We start from the raw sequence: 23888 nt of genomic DNA, 5'->3' as shown, positions 1-23888 counted from the left end.
ATGGAACGTCTTTGAAGGCGAGGCGGAGGGTCTTTGCGCGTTGACTTGGTTCACGCGAGGGAAGTAAGATAGCTTTGCTTAGCCTTGGGAGCCGGGATCAAGACACATGGCTAAAAAGCTCAATAGTGTAGTGGGAATTGACATCGGAAGTCGGTCGATCAAGGTCGCCGAATTGAAGAGTCAGGGAAAAGAGGTCGTGGTCACGGCGCTTGGAATGGCGGATACGCCTGAGGGTGCTGTCGACCATACCGGCATTTACAATGGAGATGCCGTTGCCGGCGCGCTCAAACAGGCGCTTCAGCAGGCCGGATCCAGCGTGGCCCAGGCCGTGGTCAGCATCGCAGGCCAGGCTTCGGTGCTCGTGCGCACGCTCGAAGTGCCCCGCATGAGCCCTGCAGAGCTCAAGGAGCACATGCAGTGGGAAATCAACCGCAACATCCCGTTCTCCGAGAGCACGGTGGTCAGCGATTTTAGGCCCCTAACCGACGAGGACCCCAATTCCGCGAATATGGACGTGGTGATGGCGATCAGCCCACAGTCCGCGATCGACGGGCTCATGGCCTGCGTCAAGAAGGCCGGGCGCCAGCTTGCGGCGATCGACGTGGAGCCCCTTGGCCTCGCGCGCTCGATCGACGCCAGCTATGGCGAGGATTGGAAGGGCCAGACGGTCTGCCTCGTGGATATCGGCCACAAGACGACCTCGATCAACATTTACAAGGACGGCAAGCTTCTGATGCCGCGCCAGGTGCCGATCGGCGGCGAGATGTTCACCAAGGCCGTTGCGGACAAGATGAGCATTCCCACGAGCGACGCCGAGCAATCGAAAGCCGGCGCGGACGTGGGCAGCCTTCAGCCCGCCGGAGCCGCCGGAACCCAGCAGTTTCAGCCCTACAACCCGTTCTCCGATGAGGCGGATGCGCCGCCCGCAGACGCTGCGGCGCCCGATGCCACGGCGATCGCGCCGGCGTCCGCCGGCGGAGCTGCTGCGGCGATGGAAGAGGTGCTCAACGAGTTCGTTTCTGAAGTCCGGCGTTCAATCGACTACTATAAGAGCCGGGGGGCCAGCGTCGACCGGATCGCGATCTGCGGCGGCGGCGCTCAGCAGAAGGGTCTCGACGCCTTTCTTGCGAAAGCGACCGACCTTCCCTGTGACCTCTTCGATCCGTTGAAGCGTATTCAAGTTAACGCCAAGAAGAGTCCGGCGGATCTCATCGAGAACCACCGGCAGGAATTTGCCGTGGCGGTTGGCAACGGCTTGTACGTGTTTTACGATTAGGAACTGAGAATGAAGTTAAACCTTCTCCCAACTTACGTCTCGAAGGAGAAATCGGCAAAGGCGGCGTGGTTCGTCTCGGCGATCATCGCTCTGGCGGCTGTCGGCGCGACCTACTTCATGATTCAGCAGTCCAAGCAGGCTCATGCGGACGCCAGGGCCAAGGTCGAAGAGCTTCAGCCGAGGGCCGCGAACGCGGCTGCGGTCGCGAAGCAGGCTGACCTGATCATGGCGAGTGCGCGCGGCATCATCGTGAACGCCGATCTCGCTCACGCAATGATGGACCACAACAACACGTATGCCGACCTCTATGCCGAGGTTGAGCGCTACGTGCCGGGCTTTTTCCGGCTGAACAGCATCTCCGCGACGCCGGTTGATGCCGATAACTGCGTCGTGACTATGGCGGGCGTCATCCGAACTTACGAGGATTACGCCGATCTGATGCTGGCGCTGCTCCGAATTCCAGGCGCCATGACCGTTTCGCGCAACGGCTACCAGGTTTCGGATATGTACGTCCCGCCGCTTTCGGAAGCGGACCAGAGGGGGACCCCGATCAAGGTGGGCGATACGAACGTTCCCGAAGACCCGGCCGATCAGATTGAGTATTTCGCCGCACGCGCCGCGCCTCAGGGTTATCTCGGCGTCGGCGGTTTTGGCTCCGGAACGCCCGGGCTGCGCCAGTCCATGCCGGGTTGGCAAGACATCACGGTGAGCGTGGTTCTATCGAACCGCCATATCCAGACGCCCGATCCTCGAGCCACGCTGGCAGCGTCCGCAAGCGGAGGCGGCGGTTCCGGCGGTGGCGGCGGCACGGCTCCCGGAGGAATCCCCGCGCCTGGCGCACCTCCCGCTGCAGGTGGCAGGCCCACGGGTGGCCCGCCTAACCCTGGCGGCCGCAATGCCGCCAAGGGCGGAGAGGGCGAGGAGTAATCAGGAGGCCTATCGAACATGAGCAAACTTAGCCCCATAGCCATCATCTCGATCGGTCTTGCCATCGCCATTGCGGCGCTGGCCTCCGGGTTCTTCCTGCAGATTGCGCCGAACCAGGCGGAGACCGAAGCTCTCAACGCCAACGCCGAAAAGCTCGAAAGGGCCGCCAATCAACTTGGCGCTGCGCAAAAAAGGGTGAAGAAAGCCCTTGAAATGAGGCAGCAGAAGATCGACGATTGGAAGCAGATCACGGACCGCAAGACCCCGCCTGCCAGCGTCATCGATCTGTCCAAGGACGGCTGGCACCTCGCCATCGACGTCCGGGCGTTCCGCAACAAGCTCCAGTCGGCCGTGAACGCGCAGATGAAGGCGGGAGGCGTCGAGGTCATCAATGGCCCGGCTGTCGAAATGCCGCCGGACTCCCCGAACGGCATCTTGGCGGGCTACTTCAACTTCCCGCCCCTGGCCTATCCGGTCGTGATGTTCGATTTTGGCGCGGTGCAGGTGCGCGGAACCTACAAGCAGATCATGAACCACGTCCGTGCGTGGTCGATGATGCCGAACTATCTGGCCGTAACCGACGGTCTTCAGCTAACGGGAACGACGCCCGTGTTTACGGCGACTTACAACGTTTCGATCGTGGGCTTTATCCGCGGGTCGAAGTTCTTCCCGAACGTCCCGGAGGGTGGAGCGTAAGCCGAACAGGCTCAGGCAAGGCGAATTGGACATGAAAAAGTCTCTTTCCATTCAACTCAAGCTCGGCCCGTGGGGTCTTTCGCTCATGGCTATGATCGCTGTTATGGCGGCTTCGGGTTGCGCCCGCGAGCCCATGCCGACGGCGCCCACGGCTGAAGCCAAGCCTGCACCGCCGATGGAAGTCGGCGACGTTCCAGGTGTGCCCGTACAGCGCAAGGATGACCCCGACGCCATGAAGAACCTCGTGGCATTGCGATCGTTTTCGCATCGGTCCGACCCGTACGCGCTGTTCCCGGTGGAAATGGCATTCGAAAACAGCCAGTCCGCCGAGAACCTGTTTGCTCAGCAAGGACGCGGGTTCGGAATGATGTACGAGCCGAAGGAAGAGGTCATCGAGGAAATGACCATCGAGCCTCAGCCGTACCGTCGCCTCGCTGGAATTCTGGTCGGCGAGACGGTGGCCGCCATTCTCATCATGGAGGACGGCAAGAGCTACATCGTCCGGCCTGGGATGAAGATCCCGAACAGCGACTGGACTGTTGTTTCCATTTCGACAAACCCGGAGCAGGCCATTTTGCGGCGCCCCGGGAATCGCTTGCCGAAGGAAATCAACGTTCGGCTCGAGTCTCCCCCATCCGGCCTCGCTCCTGGCGCGAACGCCCCGGCTAACAATCCTGGCGGACGCGGGAATCAGCCCGGCGGGCGGCAGGGATTGGGCGGCGGGGGCCCGGGCGCGAGGGGTGGGCCAGGCGGCCGAGGCGGCCCCGGTGGCCCCGAAGGATAGATTTTGAGCCACGAACACCGAAAGATAAGTTAGAATTATAGAAACCCGCGATCGATTCGCCCTTCCTAGGAAATCGGAGGACCAACCAATGAACAGATTCGTCAAAACCGTTCTGACCGCCAGCGCCGTGCTGAGCGTCTGGGCCATGGCGGCCCCGACGTTCGCCCAGGGCGACGTGCAGAACAAGGAAATCGAGTCGCTCGAACTGGAGCAGGCTGATGTGCGCGAAGCGCTCAAAATCCTGTTCAAGCAAGTCGGCGACGTTTCGTACAGCATCGACCCGGCCGTGCAAGGCTATGTCACCTGCAGCCTGAAGAAGGTTCCCTTCGAGACCGCTCTTCAAAACGTCTTGAAGCAAGTGGATGCCACGTACCGGCGAGAGGGGCCGATCTACACGATCATCAAGCGCGAGCAGCCACCTCCTCCCACGCCCGACACGCAGACTGGCCAGCCCAGCAGCACCACGTCCAGCAAGCCGATTCGGCGCATTCCGATTCGGTCAGCGGACCCGCTGTTTATCCAGATCATGCTTAGCGGTACCAACAGCACCAGCATCTGGCCGGAGATGAGCACCATCTTCAACGGTAGCCAGGGCGGCGGCATGGGCGGCATGGGCGGCGGCATGGGCGGCTTTGGCGGCGGCCAGGGCGGCTTTGGCAGCGGCGGCCTCGGCGGTGGCTTCGGCGGCGGCCAGGGCGGCTTCGGCGGCGGTGGCGGCTTTGGTGGCAGCGGCGGCTTTGGCCGTAGCGGCGGCGGCTTCGGCGGCGGCGGCTTCGGCGGCGGCGGCCTCGGCGGCGGCGGCTTCGGCGGCGGCGGCTTTGGCGGCGGTGGCGGCGGCCGATAATCGCCTCGCGAAAGCGAACTTTGTCAGCGTCTTTTCCGGTCAACGGAAGGTAAGGAGATAGGATATGCGTACTGTCTGGAATAAGTGGGGAGCCTTGGCCGTGGCGACGATTTTCGCCACGGCTACGGCCTTTGCGCAGCTGCCTGAGGAACAGCGACTCGATCTGCGGCTCGATAACGCCGACCTGGCGACGGCCGTGCAGATGCTCGGCCAAAAAACCGGCCTGCAATTCGTGATCGAGCCCTCGGAAGAGCCGTTCAAGCCCATTTCCCTCAATCTTAAGGGCCAGACGCTGGAAAGCGTCTTGAAAGCCCTTTGCACGTCGGCTGGAGCCACGTTCCGGCGCGAAGAAGGCGGGTACTACGTTATCGGCCGTGCCAAAGCAGCCCCGCCGATTGAGGCGGGAACAGCGACGGCGCCGCCAAAGAGCGCCGGCCCCAAGAGCATCCAGAAATTCAAGCTTCTGCATGCCGATCCGCAGGAAGTGCTGATCAAGATGTACGGTGGCCAAGTGCCCGACGCTCGGGACAAGCTTGCCGGCCTCATGAGCTTCATGAGGTTCTCCGGTACGCCCATGAGCAGCTTCTTGTCCAACGTCAACTTTGCCAACCCGGCGACGCAGTCTGGCAACTTCCAGCCGGTGAACAGCAAGATGCTGGAGCCCACCGCCGAGAGAGGCTCGAACATCCTTCTCCCCGGTGAGAGCGGCGCGCAGCGCGGCGGCGGCGGCCTCGGCGGCGGCCTTGGTGGCGGCGGCCTTGGTGGTGGCGGCCTCGGTGGCGGTGGTCTCGGTGGCGGCGGTCTGGGCCAGGGCGGCTTGGGCGGCGGCGGCCTCGGTGGTGGCGGCCTTGGTGGCGGCGGCCTGAACCTGCAAGGCGGAACCGGGTTTGTTCCCACGGGTATCGATCAGATCACCTACGATCCGATCGACAACAGCCTCATCGTTCAGGGAACCGATGAAGCGATTGCAGAACTGCAGCGCCTGATCACCATGTTCGACGAAGCGCCGAAGCAGGTCACGATCAAGGTGGAGTTCATCACCACCAGCTCGTCTGTGGCCAACTCGCTTGGATTCGACTGGTCCTATGAGCGCGGCTCGCTGTTTGCCGGCGCACGGCCCGGAGCGTTTGCCCGAGCCGGCGACCCGATCTACGTCAACTACTCGACCGGAAACATCGTCACGCGTATGCGGACGCTGCTCCAGTACGGGCAAGGCAAGGTGGTTCAAGCGCCGATCGTTCGAACGCTGAACAACCAGCCGGCGACGATCATTCAGGGCATTTCGACCACGTTCTTCGTCAACACCGTCGTTGGAAACGGAAACGGGCAGACAATCATTGCGCCGCAGCCGTTCCCAGTCACGATTCAGACGGGTCTTTCGGTGGCCCCCAGAATCAACAATGATGGAACGGTTACCGTGTTCCTCCAAGTGCCCGTACAGGACTTCGGCCAGTTGCGACGAAGCTCAGATGGAACGGAAATCCCGGACCAGCTCTTCCAGCAGATCTCGGTCGTTGCCCGCGTCAAAGACGGCGAGACCATCGCTCTTGGCGGAATGGTCCGCAAGCAGGACACCGGCTCGACGGCGAAGTTCCCTGTATTGGGCGACCTCCCCGTGGTTGGGTCCCTGTTCAGGTCTCGAACGCGAGATCGGAACAACTCCGAGCTCCTGATCTTTGTGACCCCGACGGTCATCAAAGACGACGGAAACGGCGGTCTCGGGCCGCTGTAAATCAGAAAATCGACAGTGCGCAGAGCGGCGGCCCGGGAATCCGGGCCGCCGCTCCCTATTTGCTCTTGCCATAATCGTCAGAAGCCAGCCCTCATGCAGCCTTCTTCCAACGAGCCGATCTCCTCCTGCCACTCCAAAGCCCGAGCGTGGGTTCTGGTGGGGATGATGGGCGCAGGAAAATCCACGGTCGGCAGACAACTGGCAGAGCTCTCGGGCCGCAAATTCGTGGATCTGGACTCCCTCCTCCAACTGCGGTTCGGCAGGCCCGTCCACCAGATTTTCAGCGTGTATGGCGAGGAGGCGTTTCGGGGGCATGAGACGAGCCTGCTGCGCTCCCTGGAGCCCGAACCGATCGTGCTGGCCACCGGCGGCGGTGTGGTTCTGCGGGAAGAAAACTGGATCGAGATGCGACGTCTTGGGCTCGTCCTTTATCTCAGAACCGACGTGGACACGCTTAAGGAGCGCTTGACCCAGAGCAAGAGGCGCAGGCCGCTTCTTGAGGTCGCGGATTGGGAGGCGAGGCTAGCGGCGTTGGTGACCCAACGATCGGAGTTCTATGAGCGGGCTGACGGGGTCCTCGAAATCGGTGAAAGAACGCTCGAAGAGACCGCGCAGGAGGCCTTCGCGCTCCTAACGGCGATGGAGGGCCAAACCTGATGCAGGACCTTCAGATCAAGCACTTCCGGGGCCGGTACTCGGTCCATTTCTGCTCTGCTAAACAGGCTCTTGCTGGCCTCTCAGAATCTGCTTTCGTTATCACCGACGAGAACGTGCGAAATGCCTGGAGCAGCCTGCTTGAAGGCTTCTCAAAGGTGCTCGTGCTGCCCCCAGGGGAGCCCACCAAGAGCGCTGAGTCCCTTCAGACCCTCTGGGACTGGCTCGCCCGGTCGGGCGCCGACCGAGCGTCTGAGGTGGCCGCTCTTGGAGGCGGCGTTATCGGCGATCTGGCAGGGTTTGCCGCCGCCACCTACATGCGCGGCGTGCCGTTCATCCAGGTCCCCACGACGCTTTTGGCGCAGGTCGACTCGTCTGTGGGCGGAAAGGTCGGCATCGACTTGCCTTCTGGCAAGAATCTTGCCGGCGCGTTCTGGCCGCCGAAAGGGGTGTTCATCGCGCAGGAGTTCCTGACGACGCTTCCTGAGAGGCAGTTTGTGAACGGGCTCGCCGAGGTTTGGAAGACCGCGTTCATCATGGATGCCGGCCTGCTGGAGGTCCTCGATCGAGGCGTGCCGTCGCCAGACTCGCCCAACCTCGCGGAGATCGTGAGGCGGTGCGTGGACGACAAGCGCAGAGTCGTCGAGGTCGACGAGGAGGACCGATCCGGCCGGCGAGCTATCCTCAACTTCGGGCACACCGTCGGGCACGCTCTGGAGCACGCCACGGGCTACTCAGACCTCTTGCACGGCGAGGCGGTGGCCATCGGCATGGTGGCCGAGGCCGCAATCGGCGAGGCGCTGGGAGTGGCCGAAAACGGCGCGCGCGAGGCGATTGAGGAACGGCTCGCGCGATGCGGCCTGCCAACCCGTCATCCAATCCTCCGTGACCCTGAACCATTGATCGAGGCCATGCTTCGCGACAAGAAGACGGAGCAGGGGAGTCTCGCCATGGCGCTTGTCACACGGTTGGGAGAGTGTAAACTCGTCAATCAGATTCCAAAGGACGTGGTTTCGTCGGTGCTGTCCTCGTGCTAGATCGTGTCAGGTTGGGTGTTTCCGTGCTTTGCGTGGCTCTCTTGGGCGGGCTTTACGCCGCCAGCCAGGTCGCGGTTTTCAAGGGGCGTGAAGAGGCCGTCGCTTATTCGCGCTGGATCGATCAGCCCTGGATGATGGCGCTCGCGGCGCTGCTGTTGGTTTCGGCGCTGATCCTGGCGTTCGTGGGACGCAGGGCCGAGGGAGATAGCCGGTGATCGGGCAGTCTCTCAGGGCGCGCTACGAGCTGGTGGAACTCCTTTCCGAGGGCGCCATCTTCAGGAGCTTTCGAGCGCTCGACCATGTGCTGAACCGAGACGTCTGCATCCGCACGTTCCAGTCTCCGTTCGATAAGGAGGCGCCGTTCGTCGAGGCGGTCAAGGCCGTCGTCATCAAACAGAACGAGGCCAAACATCCTGGGATCGAGCGGCTGATCGAAGTGGATGACGACGAGAACGGCCCGTTCCTCATCTCTGAAGCCTCACCCGGCGCGCTTCTCACGGAGCGAATCCGCAAGTTCGCACCGTTTTCAGTTCCGGTAGCGGTCTCGACGGCCGTGTCTATCGCCGACGCTTTGGCGACCCTTCACAGGGCGGGGCGGGTCCACGGCGACCTGGGGTCGCACCACGTGATGGTCACCCCGGAGGGCGGCTGCAGGCTGATCATGGGAGGCGTTTGGGAGGCCTACTCCTCCAGCCAAACCGCGGGCGTGGTTGTGCTCCCGAACATGGCGCCCTACCTTGCGCCCGAGATCAGCCAGGGCGGGCAGCCGTCGGCAGCGTCGGACGTCTACGCGCTGGGAGTCATCCTCTTTCAGCTTTTGTCCGGCAGGCTTCCCTTCATCGCCGACCAGCCGATGGCGACCATCCTCAAGCACTCCCAGGAGGAACCGCCTGGCGTCCGGTCGCTGAATCCCAGCGTGCCCAAGGCACTCGAAGAGTGCATCAAGAAGGCGCTCTCCAAGGACCCTGAGCAGCGCTACCCGGACGCCGAAAGCTTCTTGAGCGATCTGCGGATGGTGGAGGACGCGCTGCGCTTCGGCAAGAGCGTTCCTTGGCCCACGGGTGAGAAGCCCGAGCCGCGCGAGCCCGTCGTGCCGCAGCTCACCGGAATCAAGGAAGAGTCGGCAAAGGGCAAGTTCTTCCAAAGGAGGGACCGGGACGAAGAGGAGTTTGACGAGGACGACGTGCCCGGCGACGTGCCGATGTGGCTGCGAACGGCGACCATCTTCTTCGTCGCGCTCGTCGTGTTCATGATCGGCGGCTGGATGATCTTTAACCTGAACCGCCCGCGAAACGTCACGGTCCCCAACGTGCGCGGGTTGACCCTGGCGCAAGCCGAGGCCAACCTGAAGAAGCTCAACCTGAAAGGGCGGATCATGCGCCGCGAGATCAACGACCAAGCTGCCGGAACCGTGGTGGACACCGATCCTTCGCCGGGCTTTGCGGTCTACGAGGGGCAGTCCGTTGGGCTCGTGATCAGCCAGGGGAGTCGGTTCGTCGAGACCCCGGACGTGCGCGGGCTGACCCCGGACAAAGCCAGGGAGATGCTCGATTCGGTGGGGCTGAGCCTGGGAGATCCGGTCGAAAAGACGCGCGACCGGTCCGCTGAGCCTGGCACCGTGGTTTCCCAGGTTCCCGAACCCAGGGTGCGGCTGGAGAGGGGCTCCATCGTGCGCGTGAAGGTTGCCGGAGAAGAGGACGAGAGGCCGACCTCGGACGCGGAAAACCGCAGGCGGTACCTCTACACCATCAAGATCGAGCTCACCGACATCGAAGACCCGGTCGAACTCCGGGTGGATATGACCGACAGCCGCCGCACGAGGACGATCCACCGTGAGACCCACGATCCTGGTGACGAGATCACGATCGAAGAGGAGGGCTACGGCCCGCGAGCGGACTTTCGGATCTTCTATGACGGGGAGCTTAAGAAGCAAGTGACGAAGACGGCCGAATCAGGCGCATACTGGGAGGACACGGGAGGCCGAAACCCATGAAGCCTGAGATGGCCCCTTCCATCCTGTCGTGCGATCCTGGGCGCTTGCGCGAGGCCGTGGCGGAGTTGATCGAGGGCGGGGCTGACCGGATTCACTTCGACGTCATGGACGGGCAGTTCGTGCCCCCGATCACGTTCGGCGCAGACCTCGTGAAGTCGCTTCGCGATCTTGGGCAGACGGTGTTTGAGGCTCATCTGATGACACACACCCCAGAGGCTCACTTTGAGGCGTTTATCGAAGCGGGCTGCGGCTCGATCATCTTCCATCAGGAGGCGTCCAGCCATTCCCACCGCCTGCTCCAGGGGCTCAAGCAGCGCGGGGTTCGGGCCGGAATCGCCATCAATCCGGGGACGCCCGTGGAGGCGGTCGAGCCGGTCCTCGGCCTGGCAGACCTCGTGCTGGTCATGACGGTGAACCCGGGTTGGGGCGGCCAGAAGTTCATCGGCTCCGCACTGGAGAAGGTGTCTCAGATCCGCGCTTTGTGCCCCGAGATCGACATCGAAGTGGACGGCGGAATAGGCGCTGAGACGATTCGGCGGGCGTGGGAGGCGGGCGCCAACGTGTTTGTCGCAGGCAACTTCCTGGTGCGTTCAACCTCGCTCGCGGCCGGACTCGAGGAGTTGCGCAGCCGATGCGCCTGAAGATCGTCACCTCCGCGTTTCTCCTTTTTGGGCTCTCGCTGCTGGCAGCTTGGCCTTGGACCGTGGGCGTTCGCCCGCCGAAAGGAGCGCCTCGCGCCGAACTGGTGGCCTATCTCACGCGGTTCGTCTGGTATCTGGGTGGGACCGTCATGACGTTTGTGGTCACTGCGTTCCTCGCCATCCTCGTCATGCGCCGCGCGCGCGAGGCCTACCGCGCGGAGGCGCGTCAGAACCTGGAAGAGCTCCTGGAGGGGACCCGGAAAGACCATGCCCGCAAGCATTCGCCCTGAAGAAGCCATGCGCCGGGCGATTCGGCTATCGCGGCGTGGATTTCCGGCGCCCAACCCCCATGTGGGGTGTGTGCTGGTGCGCGGCGGGGCCATCGTGGGCGAGGGTTGGCACGACTATGCGGGAGGACACCACGCGGAGGTCGTGGCGCTTCAACAAGCCGGTGAAAGGGCCATTGGGGCGACGGCTTACGTCACCTTGGAGCCCTGCCACCACACCGGAAGAACGGGGCCCTGTACCGAGGCGCTCCGGGAGGCCGGCGTCGTGGCGGTGCGGTTTGCCTGCCCCGACCCCAACCCCCGGGCCGCCGGAGGCTCGTCGTGGCTCAGGTCGCAAGGAATCGAGGTCGAAGGAGGGATTTGTGAGCAGGAGGCAGCCCGCGAGAACACCGGTTGGCTGAGGGCGATGAGGCTGGGGAGGCCTTTTGTCACGCTCAAGGCGGCCTGCTCGCTGGATGGGAGGATCGCGACGGCTAGCGGGGAGAGCCAGTGGATTACGGGCCCTGCGGCGCGGCGAATGGGGCACCGGTTGCGGGCCGAGATGGGGGCTGTGCTGGTGGGCCGGAGGACCGCGGAGCTCGACCAGCCAAGGCTCACGGCGCGCATCAAGGGTGTTCACAACCAGCCTTTGCGGGTGCTTCTGGACCCAAAGGGGAAGGTCCCCGAGGATGCGCCGCTGTTTCGGGAGCCAGGCGAAGCCATTCGGTTCGTTGCCACGGGCAGCGCCAGGACCCCTTTTGACGTCGAGGCGCCTTTGCTGGACGGGAGCCTCGACCTACAGGCGCTCTTGGCGCACCTTTGGAACCGGGGTATCACGGGCCTGCTCGTGGAGGGGGGCGCAGTCACCGCCGGGTCATTCCTTAAGGCTGGGCTGGCCGACCGGATCGACCTCTTTGTGGCGCCGATCGTGCTTGGAGATGGCCCAAGCTGGGTCGAAGGACCCTCTGTGGACCGGCTTTCGGAGGCCCCTAGGTTTGACAGAACCTTCGCCCGCGATGTCGGCGGGGACCTTTGGGTCCGGTATGAGCGCGACGGCTGAGGACGCCTCTTCGTCTTGGTCCACCTTTCCCTCGTTCGGGACCTATGGCCCATGGGCCGCCGGCGCTTCCGCGACGGTCCTGAAGACTTCAAATGCGAGAGATTTGTCAACTGAGCGAACCTGTTCCCCGCAATTGTCGTCAGACATGTAAGCAACGATCACGGAAAGGGATCCTTGATCGAAGCCCAGGGAAGAGAAGCTCTACAACGGTCGAAGAAACCCGGCACGGACGACCCGAAATGGACGTTATACAAAAGTAGAGAGATTTCGGAGACTTCCTCCTCCCTCCCCCAAGCCCCGCGTCTAGCCCTCAGACCGGGGCTCTTTTTTTGTTGTATCTACAACTTTCGGAACCACTCGTGAAAACGAGTGTCGTCGGTGAGCTCGGGGTGAAACGACGTGCCGACCAGCTTGCCCTGGCGCACTCCTACGATCCTTCCTTCAAACTCGGCGAGCACTTCCACGCCCGGCCCAAGGCGCACGACTTCGGGCGCGCGGATGAACACGGCGGTCAAAGTGCCCTCGAAGCCTACAATCGGGACCTCCGCCTCGAAGCTGTGAACCTGCGCACCAAAAGCATTCCTGCGAACCGTCACATCGAGAACCCCCAGCCGACATTGATCGTAGTCCTCGATCTCGTTGGCCATCAGGATCATGCCCATGCAGGTGCCCCAGATCGGCATGCCCCCTTTCGCCGCCGACCGGAGGGCCTCGCCGAGCCCAAAGCGCTCCATGAGCTTTCCGACGGTGGTGCTCTCGCCACCCGGAATCACCACGCGGCCCACGCCCTCAAGGTCCTCGGGGGTCTTGACGAGCTTCAGGGAGTCCCCAGACACGCCGCAACGGAGAAAGGCCCGCCAATGCATGTCGAAGTCGCCCTGGATTGCGACGATCCCAACGGCTCCCGACATGGGTTCCAGTGTACTCGCCCCGGTAAACTGAGCCTCGTGATCGAGGTCATCGGTGCGCCGTTCGATGCCGGCGGCAAGCGACAAGGGAGTCGGATGGGGCCCGCAGCCGCGCGCCTCGGGGGCATCATCGAGGCGTTGGCCCATTCCGAGCGTTCTGCGCACGACGTCGGCGACCTGCCCCAGGCGAACCACTCAGAGGACAAGAAGGGCATCAAGAGCTTTCAGGCGGTGCGCCACGCTTGCGTGGAGTGCCGTGCGGCTGTGTTGGCCTCGTTTGAGCGCGGCGCGACGCCCCTGGTGGTGGGCGGCGACCACTCGATCGCGATGGGCACTCTGGGGGCAGCGCTGGAGTACGCACAAGACGAACTGGCGGTGCTGTGGGTGGACGCCCACGCGGATTTGAACACGGCCGCGACGACCCCCTCCGGCAACGTCCACGGCATGCCTCTCGGCCTGATGATGGGCTTTCCCAGCGGTTGCGAAGGCGTGAAGGACAAGCAGTGGGGCGAGCTTCAGAGCGCCATGACGGGGGGCAGAAAGCTTTCGGCGAACCAGGTGGCCTGGGTGGGCTTGCGCGATGTGGACGACCCTGAGGCCGAGCATTTTCATTCCCTGAGCGGGCAGTTCGCGTCCACGATGTACGACATCGACCGCCGCGGCCTCGTGCATGAACTCGAGCGGTTCGATCGCTGGATGCGGGAGGGCGGCAAGAAACGCCTTTGGATCAGCTTCGATGTGGACTCGCTCGACCCGTTCCTCGCTCCAGGAACCGGGACCGCGGTGCGCGGTGGCTTGACCTATCGCGAGATGCACCTGATGGGCGAGTTCCTGCACGAGGTGATGGCCTCGCCCGATTGCCCCTACGAGCTTTTGGGGCTGGATGTCGTGGAGATCAACCCGATCTTCGACGCCAACAACGAGACCGCCCGAACGGCGGTCGAGTGGATCGCCTCGCTGTTCGGCAAGACGATCTTGGGCAAACGGTAGACTGAACCGCCATGATCCTCGACACCGTGCGCGAAGCCCTGCGTCAGGAGGGCGTCGCCGTGCTCAAGGCTGCGGACGCGCTCGGCGAGCCCTACGAGACCGCGGTTCGCTGGATTCTGGGGTGTTCAGGGCGAGTGATCACATGCGGCGTTGGCAAGTCGGGCCACATCGCCCGCAAGACCGCCGGAACGCTGAGCAGTACAGGAACACCCAGCCTGTTCCTGCATGCCGCCGAGGCAGTTCACGGCGACCTCGGCATGGTCACGAGCCGGGACATCGTGATCCTCTACAGCCATAGCGGCGAGACCGATGAACTGATCAAGCTGTTTCCCTCGCTTCAGACGATCGGGGCCAAGACGATCCTGATTACGGGTCGGGCGAACAGCAGCGGGGCGAGACTGGCGGACCTTACGCTTGACACCTTCGTCACCGACGAGGCTTGCCCCAACAACCTCGCACCCACGACCAGCACCACGGTGATGCTCGCGCTGAGCGACGCCCTGGCGATCGCCGTGATGAAGGAGCGGCGGTTTGGCTCTGAGGACTTCGCTCGGTTCCACCCCAGCGGAACGCTCGGTAAGCGCCTCCTGCTGCGCGTGATGGACGTGATGAGGAAGGATGCCGACATTGCGCTTTGTGGGCCTCAAACGCCCATTCTGGACGCTTTGCGGGCTATCACCAAGGCGGGCGCCGGGGCCGCCTGCGTGGTGGACTCAGAAGGGCGTCTGGCGGGCCTGTTCAGCGACGGAGACTTGCGACGGCACATCTTGAGCGGTTCAGACCCGAAAACCGCGATAGCGGCGGAGCTGATGACGCCGAATCCGGCTACGGTGAGCCCGGATTTGCTGGCCGTCGAGGCGCTGGAGGTCTTTCAGAACCTTCCGAAGAAGATCGGCGAGATGCCGGTGCTCGACCGCGACGGCAAGGTGCTGGGGCTGATTGTTCTCAAAGACCTGACAAGGAGTGGGATTGTGTGAAGTGCCTGAGGGACGAAACACAAACGCCTCGATCGCATGGATCGAGGCGTTTGTGTTGGGTGAAGAGGTTCGTTACTCCGACGCAGGGGTTTCTGCAGCTTCGGGGGCGGGCGCAGCGGCTTGTGCAGTCGCCACCTCGGCCTGGGCTTCCTCGCGCGGGGCGCCATAGTTGCGATCCCTTCGCGGGCCGCGCGGCGTGTATTCCCGGCGGTCGGCCGACATCTCGGTAACCACGAACGGCAGGAGCGCCAATTCTCGCGCGCGGCGGATCGCGCGGGCGATCATGCGCTGCTGGTTGGCGTTGTTGCCGGTCTGTCGCGACGAAAGGATCTTGCCACGATCGTTGATGAACCGGCGAAGGACCGAAAAATCCTTGTAATCGACGTATTCGATCTTGTTCAGGGTCAGATAGCTGACCTTTCGGCGCTTGCGGCCGCGCTGCTTGCCCTCTCCGAGGCCAAGCTCCTTGTCGCGCGCTGCATTGATGGGATTCAGTTCGTCGCTCATGGTTCCGGGGAGTCCGAATTTCGGACGGAACGCTATTATGACACGAATGCGCTGGACAAAGGGGCGCAGGGACAAAGGGACTTTCTGGCGAAAGGCCGTAGTCGCCGGTTCCGTGCCGGCGCGCTCTATGCGTGACGCTCCATGGCATATTCACGGCCGCCGTCTCCCCTGGGGCTTTCTCGCCAAGATGCGAGGTAAGGCCGTAGTCGCCGGTTCCGTGCCGGCGTAGGAGTGACCTTAGGCAAAGAGCTGCGGAGGCACGAGGAGTGCCCCCTCACCCAGTTCGCGTTGCTCACTGACCTCTCCCCTGTGGGGCGAGGTGGTTCCAGACCCCGGACTTCAGTTCTCCGGCCCCCTCACCCAGTTCGCGTTGCTCACTGACCTCTCCCCTGTGGGGCGAGGTGGTTCCAGACCGTCGCCTCACACCCTGAACCCTGCACCCCGCGCCCTGAACCCTAAACCCCGCGCCCTCCTACTTCCCCCAAAACTCCTCGATCTTGGCGGATTTGCGGATGCGCTCCAGCGCGGGCTGCCTCGAGGCGTTCACGTGCTCTTCCCTAAGCTGCTTCAGGACCTCGCCCTTGGCGTCCTTCCCCCACCGGTCCACGCGAAAGATCTGGATGCCGTTGCTAGTCTGGGCGGGCTTAGTGGCTCCACCTTCCTTAAGCGACATAAGGTCCTTTCGGATGGATTCGGGGAAGACGGCGAGCCTGCGCCAACCCAGGTGCCCATGCGTCTTCAATACCTCAGGGTCGGTCTGGAACCGCTTGAGCACCGTATCCCAGCTCACTCCGGCCGCCAGGTCCTGGCTGGCTTTCTTCGCCCCCTCGATCGCCTCTTGAAGGTCAGAAAGCTGCTCGCTTTTGGCGGGGATCATGATCGTCGAGACGTCCACAAACTCGGCCGCGTTGAACTCGCGCAGCACGATCTTGTCGAGCAGGATCTGGCTCTTCACCCGCAGCCACAATCGGGAACGGGGAAACCCCGATTCACGCAGTACCTGGTTCAAAGTCTGGCCCTGGCGAAGGTTCTTGCTGTAGTTGGCGAGCTGTTTCTGGAGCTCCGCCTCGACCTCGGCGGCCGTTGCCGAAACCCCCAGCTTCTTGGCCTCGCCATTAAGCATCTTGTAGGCGATTAGGTCCTGCACAACCTCCCAAGCCCTCCAGTCGCCGGCGAGCCGCTCAGCCTCCGCAAAGGTGATGGGCGCGCCGTTCACCTTGGCCAGCACCTTGTTCGGGGCGGGCTTTGCGGGCAGATAGCTCTTGGGGACGTCTTGGGCCGCGCCCTGAAGGCAGGTGGCCGCGACAAGGGCAAAAAGGAAGTTCGCCATCAGAGAAGGTCCTGTGTCACCGTTCGATACATTTCGACGATGCTCTGCGCGCTCTGTTCGATCGTGAATCGCTCGAGGGCCCTGAGTCTGCCCGCTCTGCCGACGGTCTCAAGTGTCATTTCCATCGACAGCAGCTCGGTGATACGTGCTCCCAAGGCCTCGTCGCTATCGAAGACGAACCCCGAGACATCCTCGATGATGAGCTCCGGTAGCCCATCGACCCCGCGAACGAGCACGGGCACGCCCTCCGCCATCGCCTCCAGAACGCCCATGCTCGTGCCCGCGCGGGCTTTCGGCGCGACGAAGAGGTCGAGGGCGGAAAGAAAGGTCGTTGCGTCCGGCACGTGGCCCAGTAGATGCACCCGTTCGGGGTCGGCAAGGCCCTCGATGCGGTGCCTGAGCTCCCCTTCCTCGGGGCCCTGCCCGGCGATCGCCAGCCTTGCCTCCGGATGGGCCGCTTGAACATGCACCATCGAATCGATCAGCTCGCGGAGGCCGCAGCCCACCTCCCAACGGCCCATTCCCCCAACCAGAAGGGCCGATTCGGGGATGCCGAGCTGCGCCCGCGCCTCTTGCTTGGTGAGCGCGGTCTCGCGGTCTGTGACGACGCCTGGATACACGATCGAAAGGTCCATCGCAAAGGAGTTGTCCAGGGAGCGCCAGATGGCGTTGGAAGCGCAGGTCCCGCACTGCGACCTGTTGAGCCGGTCGATCAGTTGGGGGTGGGTGGTTTTCGGGATGTCGAAGGCGGTGTAGACCCAGGCCTCGTCGAAGCCGAACGCCTCGCCGCATGCCCAAGCGGGGCGATAGCCAAATGCGTGAACCAGGTCGGCCTCGCCCACGGCCTCTTTCAGCCAGGCGCTGACGCCTTTGTCCACTCGGAGGCCCGTCTCGGCCGGAATGCGGATGCTCGCCTCGATAATCGTGGCCTGAATGTCGTGCTTGGCGAGTTCGGCCGCGAGGAGCGAGACGTAGGTGGCGATGCCTCCGAACGGCTGTCGGTGAAGCAGTGCGACCTTCATCTTGGAACGATTTGTGCTCCGATCAGGCTCTGAAGCACGCTGTCCACGGTCAAGCCCTCAATTTCCGCTTCGGGCCGCAAGAGCACGCGGTGCCTCAAGACGGCGAGCGCGAGCTCCTTGACGTCGTCCGGGATGACGAACTCTCGGTCGCGCATGGCGGCCAGGGCCTTCGAGGTGTTGAGCAAGGCGATGCCGGCCCGCGGCGAGGCGCCATAGAGGATGTTGGCGGAGTTCCGGGTCGCACTCACGATCTGATAGATGTAGTCGAACACCTTGTCCTCGACGGCGACTTTTCGGACTTGTTCCTGTAGAGCCGAGAGCTGCTCGAGGTTCAGCACGGGCTGGACGCCGGCTTGCTCCAGGTGCTGAGGCTGGAAGCCGGCGTGGTGCCGGCGAAGAACGCCCACTTCTGTCTCAGCTTCCGGATAGGAAAGCACGATCTTGAGCAGAAACCGGTCTTGCTGGGCTTCGGGGAGGGGGTAGGTTCCCTCGAATTCGATGGGGTTTTGGGTTGCGAAGACGACGAAAGGCTGCGGGAGCGGGAACGCTTCGCCGTCGATGGTAACGCGCCGCTCCTCCATCGCTTCCAGGAGCGCCGCCTGGGTTTTGGGAGGCGTACGGTTGATCTCGTCGGCCAGGAGGACCGCAGCAAAGATGGGTCCCTTGCGAAGGCGGAACTCCCCGGCTTTGGGGTCAAAGACGTTGGTGCCGATGAGGTCGCTGGGCATGAGGTCGGGCGTGAACTGGATGCGGCCGTAGGGCAGGTCCACGGCCCGAGCCAGGGTGCGGACGAGCAGGGTTTTTGCGATGCCTGGCACGCCTTCCAGGAGTACGTGTCCACCGGCTAGCAGGGCGACGATGGCGCGGTCGACGGCGGCATCTTGCCCCACGATGGCCTTGGCGATTTCAGACTTGAGGGTTGCAGTAACGGAAGCTACGGTCATGGTGTCCCCACCGGGCTAAGGCAGGTTACCAGATGGGGCTCGGGCCGCAAGGAATGAGCGGACTCCCCTTCCTCAACCTGCCGCATCCTCCTTCATCCTCGTTCATCCCCCCAACCGGCCCTGGGACCCGGCCGGCCTTCCGGGTACAACCTGATCCGGCCCATGCTCGAAGTGTTCGACCTTGTCAAGCAGTACCGCAGGACGCGCGCGGTGGATGGGCTCTCTTTTGAAATCCGCCCGGGCGAGATCGTGGGCCTGCTCGGGCCGAATGGAGCGGGCAAGACCACGGCCCTACGGTGCGTTGCCGGCATCCTCAGGCCCACGGCCGGCGCGATTCGGATCAACGGATTCGACCTTGAAATGGACCAGGCAAGGGCCAAACAGGGGCTCGCTTTCGTTCCCGAGATGCCCTCGCTCTACGACCTGCTCACCGTGGACGAGCACCTGCGCTTCATCGCCATGTGCTTCAACCAGATGGACCACTACCGCGACCGCGCCGACCGGCTGCTGGAGCGCTATGACCTCTCAGAAAAGAAGAACGAACTGGTCGCGACCCTCTCGAAGGGCATGCGGCAGAAGCTTGCAATCGCATGCGCGTTCATCCGGGACGCCAACGTGCTCCTGTTCGATGAGCCCGTGATCGGCATCGATCCGGCGGGAGTGGCTGAATTCAAGCTGGAGATCCAGCGCGCCAAGGCCGCGGGATGCTGCATTCTGGTTTCCACACACCTGCTGGATACCGCCGAGCGGCTGTGCGACCGCGTGATGATTGTCGCGCGCGGCCGCATGCTGGCGCAGGGCACCCTCCAGGAGCTCCGCGCCACGGGTACAGACGCTGGCGCGACCCTCGAAGAGGTGTTCCTGCGATTGACCGAAGAACGCGATGAAACCGCTCCTGTTTTTGACCTATAGGTCGTTCCTTAACGGGATCAAGCGCGCGCTCGGGTCGCCGACGCGCCTCATCGGGCTGCTGTTCTTCATCGGCTACTACTTCATGATGTTCATGCGCCCGGCGCTGACCGGCTCGGGCAAGCTGGAGCGGGCGATGCGGTATCCGATGGCGGCCGGGCCGCTCGAATTCCCACCCCTCCAGGTTCTGGATGCGCTCGCCTTCACGGTGTTTGCAGGCCTCTCGCTCTTCATGACGATGGGTGTTTTCTCGCAGCAGGGCGGCTTCAAGCCCGCGGACGTCGACGTTCTGTTCCCCACGCCGCTTTCACCAAGAGTCGTGCTGGCCTTTCGCATGATTCGGGACTATCTGCTCACCCTGATCGTGCCCTTCTTTTTTCTGCTGTTCGGTTTTGTGCCTGCCAAGGCCGGTTGGGAGGCGTTCTTCCGCAACGTGCCCAACAAGGAGTACGCCCCGCTGGTGCTCCGGACCTCGTTTGGCGGTTGGATCCTGATGGCGATGAGCTGGGTCGCGATCAACTACGCGGTGAGCCTGACGCTGAACAAAGGGACGGAAGCCGGCGATCGGCTCAAACGGCTCGTGTCTTGGGCAGTGGGGGCTATCGTGGTCGGTACAGCGGCCTACATCGCGTGGCGGCTCTCCCAGGCACACAATGCGCGCGGCGTGCTCGCCATCGCGTCGGAGCCTCTGCTGCGAGTGGTGTTCCTGCCCGCCACGCTGGCGTCGCGCATGGCGATGGCGCCGCTCGAAGGGAGTCTTGCCGAGGGCCTCATCGGGGTCGCCGGCTTGCTCGGGCTGCTCGGAGGCGCGCTTTTCCTGGCGTTTCGACAAGCGCCCTGGCTCTATGAGGAATCGGCCCTCAAAGCGACGAGCGGCATTGGGCTGAAGAAAGCCCAGCGCGAAGGCGACATCATGGGCGCTTCGGCCGAGATGGCCAAGCAGGGCAAGCGCAAAACGCGGCGGTTCCGCTGGCTCGCCGATTGGCAGACCCGCGGCCCCTGGGCGCTGCTGTGGAAGGACCTCCTGCTCCAGTTTCGCGGGATGATGAGCATGCTTGCTCTGCTCTTTGGCGTGGGCCTGTTCATGACCCTGGGCCCGCTGCTCTTCCCCGACAAGGACGAATCGCTCTCTCCCGGCGCGATGTTCCTCGTCATGCAGGGCTTCGCGCTCTTGATGGCGACGATGTCTCTTGCCAACGCCGGCTACCTGGAACTGCTGCGCCGAGTGGACCTGCAAAAGCCCTTGCCATTCCGGCCCACCGTCACGGTTCTGTTTGAAGTCGCCTCCAAGTCCTCCCTTGGCATCGCTGTGTGCCTTGTGGCCTCGGCGCTGACCGTAGCGCTGCGTCCCGGCATGTGGCCCGAAGCGCTGGCCGCCGTCATCTTGGTGCCGCCCATGGCCATTTTGATGAGCGCCATCGTGTTTTTTGTGATCATCCTGTTTCCCGACATGGATGACCAGACCCAGCGGCAGTTCCGCGGCCTCATGCAGATGTTGGCGCTGGCGGTGCTGGCGTTTCCGCCGGTCCTCACCTTCATGGGCTTGTTGGTGCTGCGCGTACCGCCTTACGTTGGCGCTCTCGTGGCGGCCGCCATCGCCTCCGGCATCGGATGGGTGGTGGTGATGCTCGCCGGAAGGCAATACGCCAACTTCAACCCCAGCGAATGAGCGCTTCGCCGGTACAATTCCCAAACGTCGCCGTCTTCCGAACTTTCGCCGCCCGATGGTTGTTAGGATTGGGCGGAGCCAATTCCCATGAAAGTCCGCGCACCCGTCAAGATTCTCGTTGGGTTCCTCATCGTGGTCGGGGCCGTCTACTACGGAAAGGACCTCTACGCGAACATCTCCCTGAGGAAGGAATACCCGCCGATCGCTCCCGGCACCGTGAACCTGCTTGGCGTGGACACGCGCGCCGGCTATCACATCGTGGTCGCCAACCGAGTGGCGCAACTGGTCATGGGCTCCTCCGGCCAATTTGCGGCTCCAGAGCAACGCGAGGAGAACTCTGAGGACGGGACAAAGAAGCGCGTGCCGATCCGGGAACTGCTGGGCTCGCTTTCAGGTGACCTGAAGGCGCTTTCCGCGTTCGTGATGAAACTCAACGACATCAAGGAGGAGGACTTCTCCCCCGTGGCTGTGGTCTGGACAATGGAGGACCTCGAAAGGGCGATGGCGGGCGACAAGGCCCTGCAGACCAAGCTGGAAACGGATTTGAACGTGAAGCTCGATGGCACCCCTCTCAGCGTGGTCAACCCGAATGCGCTCGAAGCCGGGATCCTTATCGACATGCCCGTCGAAATCGCCCTGAACGAGAAGGGCAAGGCCGCCGGAAAGAAGCTTGTCGCCCGGCTTCGCGAGCCCTATCAGCCGAGGTTCACCCAGTTGGTGCACAAGCACTACGAGGAGAAAACCCAGACCCGCGAGATGGTCCTGGGCTACTACCGTGAGGAGGCCCAGAGAATTCTGAACGGCGAGGAGAGGCCCGAGGACATCGCGTCGTCGCTTAAGGGGCGATACGCGGCCGGCAGGCGCTCGGGGTACGCCGAGGCTCCCGAGCGGATATTGAACAGCGTCGAAGTGATCGTGAATGACAGCTTGATGGGCGAGTCGCAGGTCACCAAGGCGGTGAACGACTCCGGAAAGCCGCTCTTCAACCTCAATATCGACCTGAAGGGCGACGGAAGGAACAGGCTCTGGAAGTACAGCCGGGGCAAGGTTGGCACGCAGCTGCTGCTGGTTTGGAACGGCGTCGCCGTCGCCGCGCCCGCCATCGAGCATGAGCTTTCTGGAGGTCAGGTTACAATAACGCAAATGGAGGACGAAGAGATCGTAAACCAGGTCGCCAAGGCGATCAAGTCTTCGTCGAACGGAGAAGGAAACCGATGAACAAGGTTGTCGTGATTGGAACGGTGGCTGTATTGGCGCTTGCAGCGGCCGGATGCCGTCCCAAAGAGGGGACTGGATCTTCGAGCCAAGCTTCAGCGCCGCCCAAGCCGGTGACTCCCGCCAGCGTCAAGCCCGGGGAAGAAGCCACGCTCTTCCCGCTGAAGGTGGGTACCCAATGGACCTACAAGGTTGAGACAAGGCGTGTGGCCGACGGGCGCGAAACAACCGGCTCCGGCGAGGTGACGCTGCGCGTGGCATCGGCCACGCCGATTCCAGGCGGTGTGAAGGCCACGCTCGACACGATCGATCGCGAAGGCAAGGTTGCCCAGTCCCAGGAGTGGCAGGTTACGGCCAAGGGCATCTACCAGATCACTGCCGGCCAGAATTCGGTTCCGTTTTCGCCTCCTCAGCCGGCGATACTCTTCCCCATAGACTCCAACAGGACGTTTTCCTGGAAGGGTACGGGCGTTAGCCCGGTGGGACGGGGCGGCGCACAGGAGTTCCAGAACACCGTCACCGAGGCCCAGGAGATCGACACCGATATGGGGCCGTTTTCAGCCATACCGGTCGAGTCGGGAGGCAAGTTCAAGACCTCGGATGATAGCGGCAAACCCTTAGAGGGCCGCACCGTTTCGACGACCTACTGGGTTCCGAAGGTGGGGATTGCCCGGTTCCGACAAGAGATCATCGCCGGCCAGATTCGGCTCCTGCAGGTTCTCGTACTCAAGAGTTTCGTGGAGAAATAGGGATGTTAAGATCGTTGCGACCGCTCTCTGCCCTCCTCCTCGCGCTGCTGTTCGCGGCTGCAGGATGTAACGGCGACAAGAAGGACCCACCCGCGGGCGAACCGAAATCCGCCGAAGCCCAGAAGCCGGACGCTAATGCGCCAAAGGCTCAGGACCCATCGGGATCAAGCACCCTGACGCTGCCCGATGCGCTGAAGAACGACGCCTATGAATACTATGGATTGGAAAACTCCGGCGCGGTTAAGTTCAAAGTTGAAAACCCGGTAGACCCGACTCAAACCGAGGGCTCTCAGACCTTGCGACTGATCAGTGTTGGTGAGAAGGATGCCACCTATTCCGTCGAGTTCGGCGGAGCGCTCCTGATCAAGGGCGACCAGGAAATGGTCCTGAAGAAAGACGGCATCTGGGCCACCAAAATGGCCGGAAAGACCTTGGAAAAGCCCGTTCTCGAATTGCCATCTCCCGTCGAGCCGGGCAAGAGGTGGTCCTCTTCCGTCACGCTGGACGGGGCCGACGGCAAGCCCGTCAAGATAGACGCGACCTTCAAGGTGGTTGGCATCGAGAAGGTCAAGGTGGGCGGAAAGGACTATGAGGCCTTGAGGGTGGACGGCGTGATGTCCGCCAAAAGTGAGAGCCAGTCAGCGAAGTCGACAGTCAGCGGGTGGTACGTCAAGGGAACTGGACAGGTCAAGTTCACCGTCAAGGGTGTAGGGGGCGATCCAAAGAAGACGATGAACGTCGAGATCGCCCAATAGCCT

The 23888-nt window shown here is 63.1% G+C and carries 25 protein-coding genes; 20 read left to right on the top strand and 5 right to left on the bottom strand.

Annotation, left to right across the window (positions count from 1 at the left end; genetic code table 11):
• Positions 1-106: 106 nt before the first annotated feature.
• The 13 genes from pilM to ribD all read left to right on the top strand — a co-directional run bounded on the left by pilM (position 107) and on the right by ribD (position 11910).
• The gene (gene pilM, locus HZC36_15730) at positions 107-1276 is read left to right on the top strand and encodes a type IV pilus assembly protein PilM (protein ID MBI5708433.1); all 1170 of its coding nucleotides are present in this window, start codon (positions 107-109) and stop codon (positions 1274-1276) included.
• A gap of 9 nt (positions 1277-1285) precedes the next feature.
• Entirely contained in the window at positions 1286-2203 is a 918-nt protein-coding gene (locus HZC36_15725; protein ID MBI5708432.1) for a hypothetical protein, read from the top strand.
• An 18-nt stretch (positions 2204-2221) separates the two neighbouring features.
• Positions 2222-2899, top strand: a complete 678-nt coding sequence (locus tag HZC36_15720; protein MBI5708431.1) for a hypothetical protein — start codon at positions 2222-2224, stop codon at positions 2897-2899.
• A 31-nt stretch (positions 2900-2930) separates the two neighbouring features.
• Positions 2931-3683: a hypothetical protein gene (locus tag HZC36_15715; GenBank protein MBI5708430.1), complete on the top strand. Its 753-nt coding sequence runs from the start codon at positions 2931-2933 to the stop codon at positions 3681-3683.
• Between the two features lie 88 nt (positions 3684-3771).
• Positions 3772-4527 carry a hypothetical protein gene (locus HZC36_15710; protein ID MBI5708429.1) on the top strand — a complete coding sequence of 252 codons (756 nt, stop codon included), beginning with the start codon at positions 3772-3774 and terminating at the stop codon, positions 4525-4527.
• A gap of 64 nt (positions 4528-4591) precedes the next feature.
• Positions 4592-6259: a hypothetical protein gene (locus HZC36_15705; GenBank protein MBI5708428.1), complete on the top strand. Its 1668-nt coding sequence runs from the start codon at positions 4592-4594 to the stop codon at positions 6257-6259.
• Positions 6260-6352: 93 nt separating this feature from the next.
• Positions 6353-6916, top strand: a complete 564-nt coding sequence (locus HZC36_15700; protein MBI5708427.1) for a shikimate kinase — start codon at positions 6353-6355, stop codon at positions 6914-6916.
• Positions 6916-7950, top strand: a complete 1035-nt coding sequence (gene aroB / locus HZC36_15695) for a 3-dehydroquinate synthase (GenBank protein MBI5708426.1) — start codon at positions 6916-6918, stop codon at positions 7948-7950. Before HZC36_15700 ends, aroB begins: the two co-directional genes overlap by 1 nt.
• Positions 7944-8165, top strand: coding sequence for a hypothetical protein (locus tag HZC36_15690; GenBank protein MBI5708425.1), 222 nt, complete (start codon positions 7944-7946; stop codon positions 8163-8165). Before aroB ends, HZC36_15690 begins: the two co-directional genes overlap by 7 nt.
• Positions 8162-9943, top strand: a complete 1782-nt coding sequence (locus HZC36_15685) for a PASTA domain-containing protein (GenBank protein MBI5708424.1) — start codon at positions 8162-8164, stop codon at positions 9941-9943. The genes HZC36_15690 and HZC36_15685 overlap by 4 nt, the downstream gene beginning before the upstream one ends.
• Complete coding sequence (gene rpe, locus HZC36_15680; protein ID MBI5708423.1) at positions 9940-10584, top strand: ribulose-phosphate 3-epimerase; 645 nt, start codon at positions 9940-9942, stop codon at positions 10582-10584. Before HZC36_15685 ends, rpe begins: the two co-directional genes overlap by 4 nt.
• Positions 10575-10874, top strand: a complete 300-nt coding sequence (locus tag HZC36_15675) for a hypothetical protein (GenBank protein ID MBI5708422.1) — start codon at positions 10575-10577, stop codon at positions 10872-10874. The genes rpe and HZC36_15675 overlap by 10 nt, the downstream gene beginning before the upstream one ends.
• Positions 10852-11910: a bifunctional diaminohydroxyphosphoribosylaminopyrimidine deaminase/5-amino-6-(5-phosphoribosylamino)uracil reductase RibD gene (ribD, locus tag HZC36_15670; protein ID MBI5708421.1), complete on the top strand. Its 1059-nt coding sequence runs from the start codon at positions 10852-10854 to the stop codon at positions 11908-11910. The genes HZC36_15675 and ribD overlap by 23 nt, the downstream gene beginning before the upstream one ends.
• A 338-nt stretch (positions 11911-12248) precedes the next feature.
• Here ribD and pdxT read toward each other — a convergent pair whose 3' ends face one another.
• Positions 12249-12821, bottom strand: a complete 573-nt coding sequence (pdxT, locus tag HZC36_15665) for a pyridoxal 5'-phosphate synthase glutaminase subunit PdxT (protein MBI5708420.1) — start codon at positions 12819-12821, stop codon at positions 12249-12251.
• Between the two features lie 36 nt (positions 12822-12857).
• On the opposite strand from pdxT, the gene rocF reads away from it, so the two are divergent.
• A complete protein-coding gene (rocF, locus tag HZC36_15660) occupies positions 12858-13808 on the top strand; it encodes an arginase (GenBank protein ID MBI5708419.1) in 951 nt (316 codons plus the stop codon).
• A gap of 11 nt (positions 13809-13819) precedes the next feature.
• The gene (locus HZC36_15655; GenBank protein ID MBI5708418.1) at positions 13820-14785 is read left to right on the top strand and encodes a KpsF/GutQ family sugar-phosphate isomerase; all 966 of its coding nucleotides are present in this window, start codon (positions 13820-13822) and stop codon (positions 14783-14785) included.
• A 72-nt stretch (positions 14786-14857) separates the two neighbouring features.
• Here HZC36_15655 and HZC36_15650 read toward each other — a convergent pair whose 3' ends face one another.
• The 4 genes from HZC36_15650 to HZC36_15635 all read right to left on the bottom strand — a co-directional run bounded on the left by HZC36_15650 (position 14858) and on the right by HZC36_15635 (position 18588).
• The gene (locus HZC36_15650) at positions 14858-15292 is read right to left on the bottom strand and encodes a 30S ribosomal protein S18 (GenBank protein ID MBI5708417.1); all 435 of its coding nucleotides are present in this window, start codon (positions 15290-15292) and stop codon (positions 14858-14860) included.
• Between the two features lie 472 nt (positions 15293-15764).
• Positions 15765-16622 (bottom strand): peptidylprolyl isomerase, encoded by an 858-nt coding sequence (locus HZC36_15645; protein MBI5708416.1) that lies wholly within the window; start codon positions 16620-16622, stop codon positions 15765-15767.
• Positions 16622-17644, bottom strand: coding sequence for a glycosyltransferase family 4 protein (locus tag HZC36_15640; protein MBI5708415.1), 1023 nt, complete (start codon positions 17642-17644; stop codon positions 16622-16624). The genes HZC36_15645 and HZC36_15640 overlap by 1 nt, the downstream gene beginning before the upstream one ends.
• Entirely contained in the window at positions 17641-18588 is a 948-nt protein-coding gene (locus tag HZC36_15635; GenBank protein ID MBI5708414.1) for a MoxR family ATPase, read from the bottom strand. The genes HZC36_15640 and HZC36_15635 overlap by 4 nt, the downstream gene beginning before the upstream one ends.
• Positions 18589-18750: 162 nt before the next feature.
• On the opposite strand from HZC36_15635, the gene HZC36_15630 reads away from it, so the two are divergent.
• The 5 genes from HZC36_15630 to HZC36_15610 all read left to right on the top strand — a co-directional run bounded on the left by HZC36_15630 (position 18751) and on the right by HZC36_15610 (position 23885).
• Positions 18751-19500, top strand: a complete 750-nt coding sequence (locus HZC36_15630; protein MBI5708413.1) for an ABC transporter ATP-binding protein — start codon at positions 18751-18753, stop codon at positions 19498-19500.
• Positions 19472-21166 (top strand): hypothetical protein, encoded by a 1695-nt coding sequence (locus HZC36_15625; GenBank protein MBI5708412.1) that lies wholly within the window; start codon positions 19472-19474, stop codon positions 21164-21166. Before HZC36_15630 ends, HZC36_15625 begins: the two co-directional genes overlap by 29 nt.
• An 87-nt stretch (positions 21167-21253) precedes the next feature.
• Entirely contained in the window at positions 21254-22384 is a 1131-nt protein-coding gene (locus tag HZC36_15620; GenBank protein ID MBI5708411.1) for a hypothetical protein, read from the top strand.
• On the top strand, positions 22381-23130 hold the full coding sequence (locus tag HZC36_15615) for a hypothetical protein (protein ID MBI5708410.1): 750 nt from the start codon (positions 22381-22383) through the stop codon (positions 23128-23130). The genes HZC36_15620 and HZC36_15615 overlap by 4 nt, the downstream gene beginning before the upstream one ends.
• Positions 23131-23132: 2 nt before the next feature.
• Positions 23133-23885: a hypothetical protein gene (locus HZC36_15610; GenBank protein MBI5708409.1), complete on the top strand. Its 753-nt coding sequence runs from the start codon at positions 23133-23135 to the stop codon at positions 23883-23885.
• The last annotated feature ends 3 nt before the right edge of the window (positions 23886-23888 follow it).

It is taken from the genome of Armatimonadota bacterium (assembly GCA_016223145.1).
In the GTDB taxonomy this organism is placed as follows: domain Bacteria; phylum Armatimonadota; class Fimbriimonadia; order Fimbriimonadales; family Fimbriimonadaceae; genus Nitrosymbiomonas.
This window is presented reverse-complemented; position numbering and strand designations above follow the sequence as displayed.

Excerpts from the sequence above, each read along its gene's own strand:
- HZC36_15645 (MBI5708416.1), bottom strand. The coding sequence starts at position 16,622 with ATGGCGAACTTCCTTTTTGCCCTTGTCGCGGCCACCTGCCTTCAGGGC.
- aroB (MBI5708426.1), top strand. The coding sequence starts at position 6,916 with ATGCAGGACCTTCAGATCAAGCACTTCCGGGGCCGGTACTCGGTCCAT.
- HZC36_15705 (MBI5708428.1), top strand. The coding sequence starts at position 4,592 with ATGCGTACTGTCTGGAATAAGTGGGGAGCCTTGGCCGTGGCGACGATT.
- HZC36_15700 (MBI5708427.1), top strand. The coding sequence starts at position 6,353 with ATGCAGCCTTCTTCCAACGAGCCGATCTCCTCCTGCCACTCCAAAGCC.
- HZC36_15650 (MBI5708417.1), bottom strand. The coding sequence starts at position 15,292 with ATGAGCGACGAACTGAATCCCATCAATGCAGCGCGCGACAAGGAGCTT.
- rpe (MBI5708423.1), top strand. The coding sequence starts at position 9,940 with ATGAAGCCTGAGATGGCCCCTTCCATCCTGTCGTGCGATCCTGGGCGC.
- HZC36_15710 (MBI5708429.1), top strand. The coding sequence starts at position 3,772 with ATGAACAGATTCGTCAAAACCGTTCTGACCGCCAGCGCCGTGCTGAGC.
- ribD (MBI5708421.1), top strand. The coding sequence starts at position 10,852 with ATGCCCGCAAGCATTCGCCCTGAAGAAGCCATGCGCCGGGCGATTCGG.
- HZC36_15715 (MBI5708430.1), top strand. The coding sequence starts at position 2,931 with ATGAAAAAGTCTCTTTCCATTCAACTCAAGCTCGGCCCGTGGGGTCTT.
- pdxT (MBI5708420.1), bottom strand. The coding sequence starts at position 12,821 with ATGTCGGGAGCCGTTGGGATCGTCGCAATCCAGGGCGACTTCGACATG.
- HZC36_15610 (MBI5708409.1), top strand. The coding sequence starts at position 23,133 with ATGTTAAGATCGTTGCGACCGCTCTCTGCCCTCCTCCTCGCGCTGCTG.
- HZC36_15615 (MBI5708410.1), top strand. The coding sequence starts at position 22,381 with ATGAACAAGGTTGTCGTGATTGGAACGGTGGCTGTATTGGCGCTTGCA.
- HZC36_15635 (MBI5708414.1), bottom strand. The coding sequence starts at position 18,588 with ATGACCGTAGCTTCCGTTACTGCAACCCTCAAGTCTGAAATCGCCAAG.
- HZC36_15655 (MBI5708418.1), top strand. The coding sequence starts at position 13,820 with ATGATCCTCGACACCGTGCGCGAAGCCCTGCGTCAGGAGGGCGTCGCC.
- HZC36_15630 (MBI5708413.1), top strand. The coding sequence starts at position 18,751 with ATGCTCGAAGTGTTCGACCTTGTCAAGCAGTACCGCAGGACGCGCGCG.
- HZC36_15720 (MBI5708431.1), top strand. The coding sequence starts at position 2,222 with ATGAGCAAACTTAGCCCCATAGCCATCATCTCGATCGGTCTTGCCATC.
- HZC36_15625 (MBI5708412.1), top strand. The coding sequence starts at position 19,472 with ATGAAACCGCTCCTGTTTTTGACCTATAGGTCGTTCCTTAACGGGATC.
- HZC36_15675 (MBI5708422.1), top strand. The coding sequence starts at position 10,575 with ATGCGCCTGAAGATCGTCACCTCCGCGTTTCTCCTTTTTGGGCTCTCG.
- HZC36_15620 (MBI5708411.1), top strand. The coding sequence starts at position 21,254 with ATGAAAGTCCGCGCACCCGTCAAGATTCTCGTTGGGTTCCTCATCGTG.
- HZC36_15725 (MBI5708432.1), top strand. The coding sequence starts at position 1,286 with ATGAAGTTAAACCTTCTCCCAACTTACGTCTCGAAGGAGAAATCGGCA.
- HZC36_15640 (MBI5708415.1), bottom strand. The coding sequence starts at position 17,644 with ATGAAGGTCGCACTGCTTCACCGACAGCCGTTCGGAGGCATCGCCACC.
- pilM (MBI5708433.1), top strand. The coding sequence starts at position 107 with ATGGCTAAAAAGCTCAATAGTGTAGTGGGAATTGACATCGGAAGTCGG.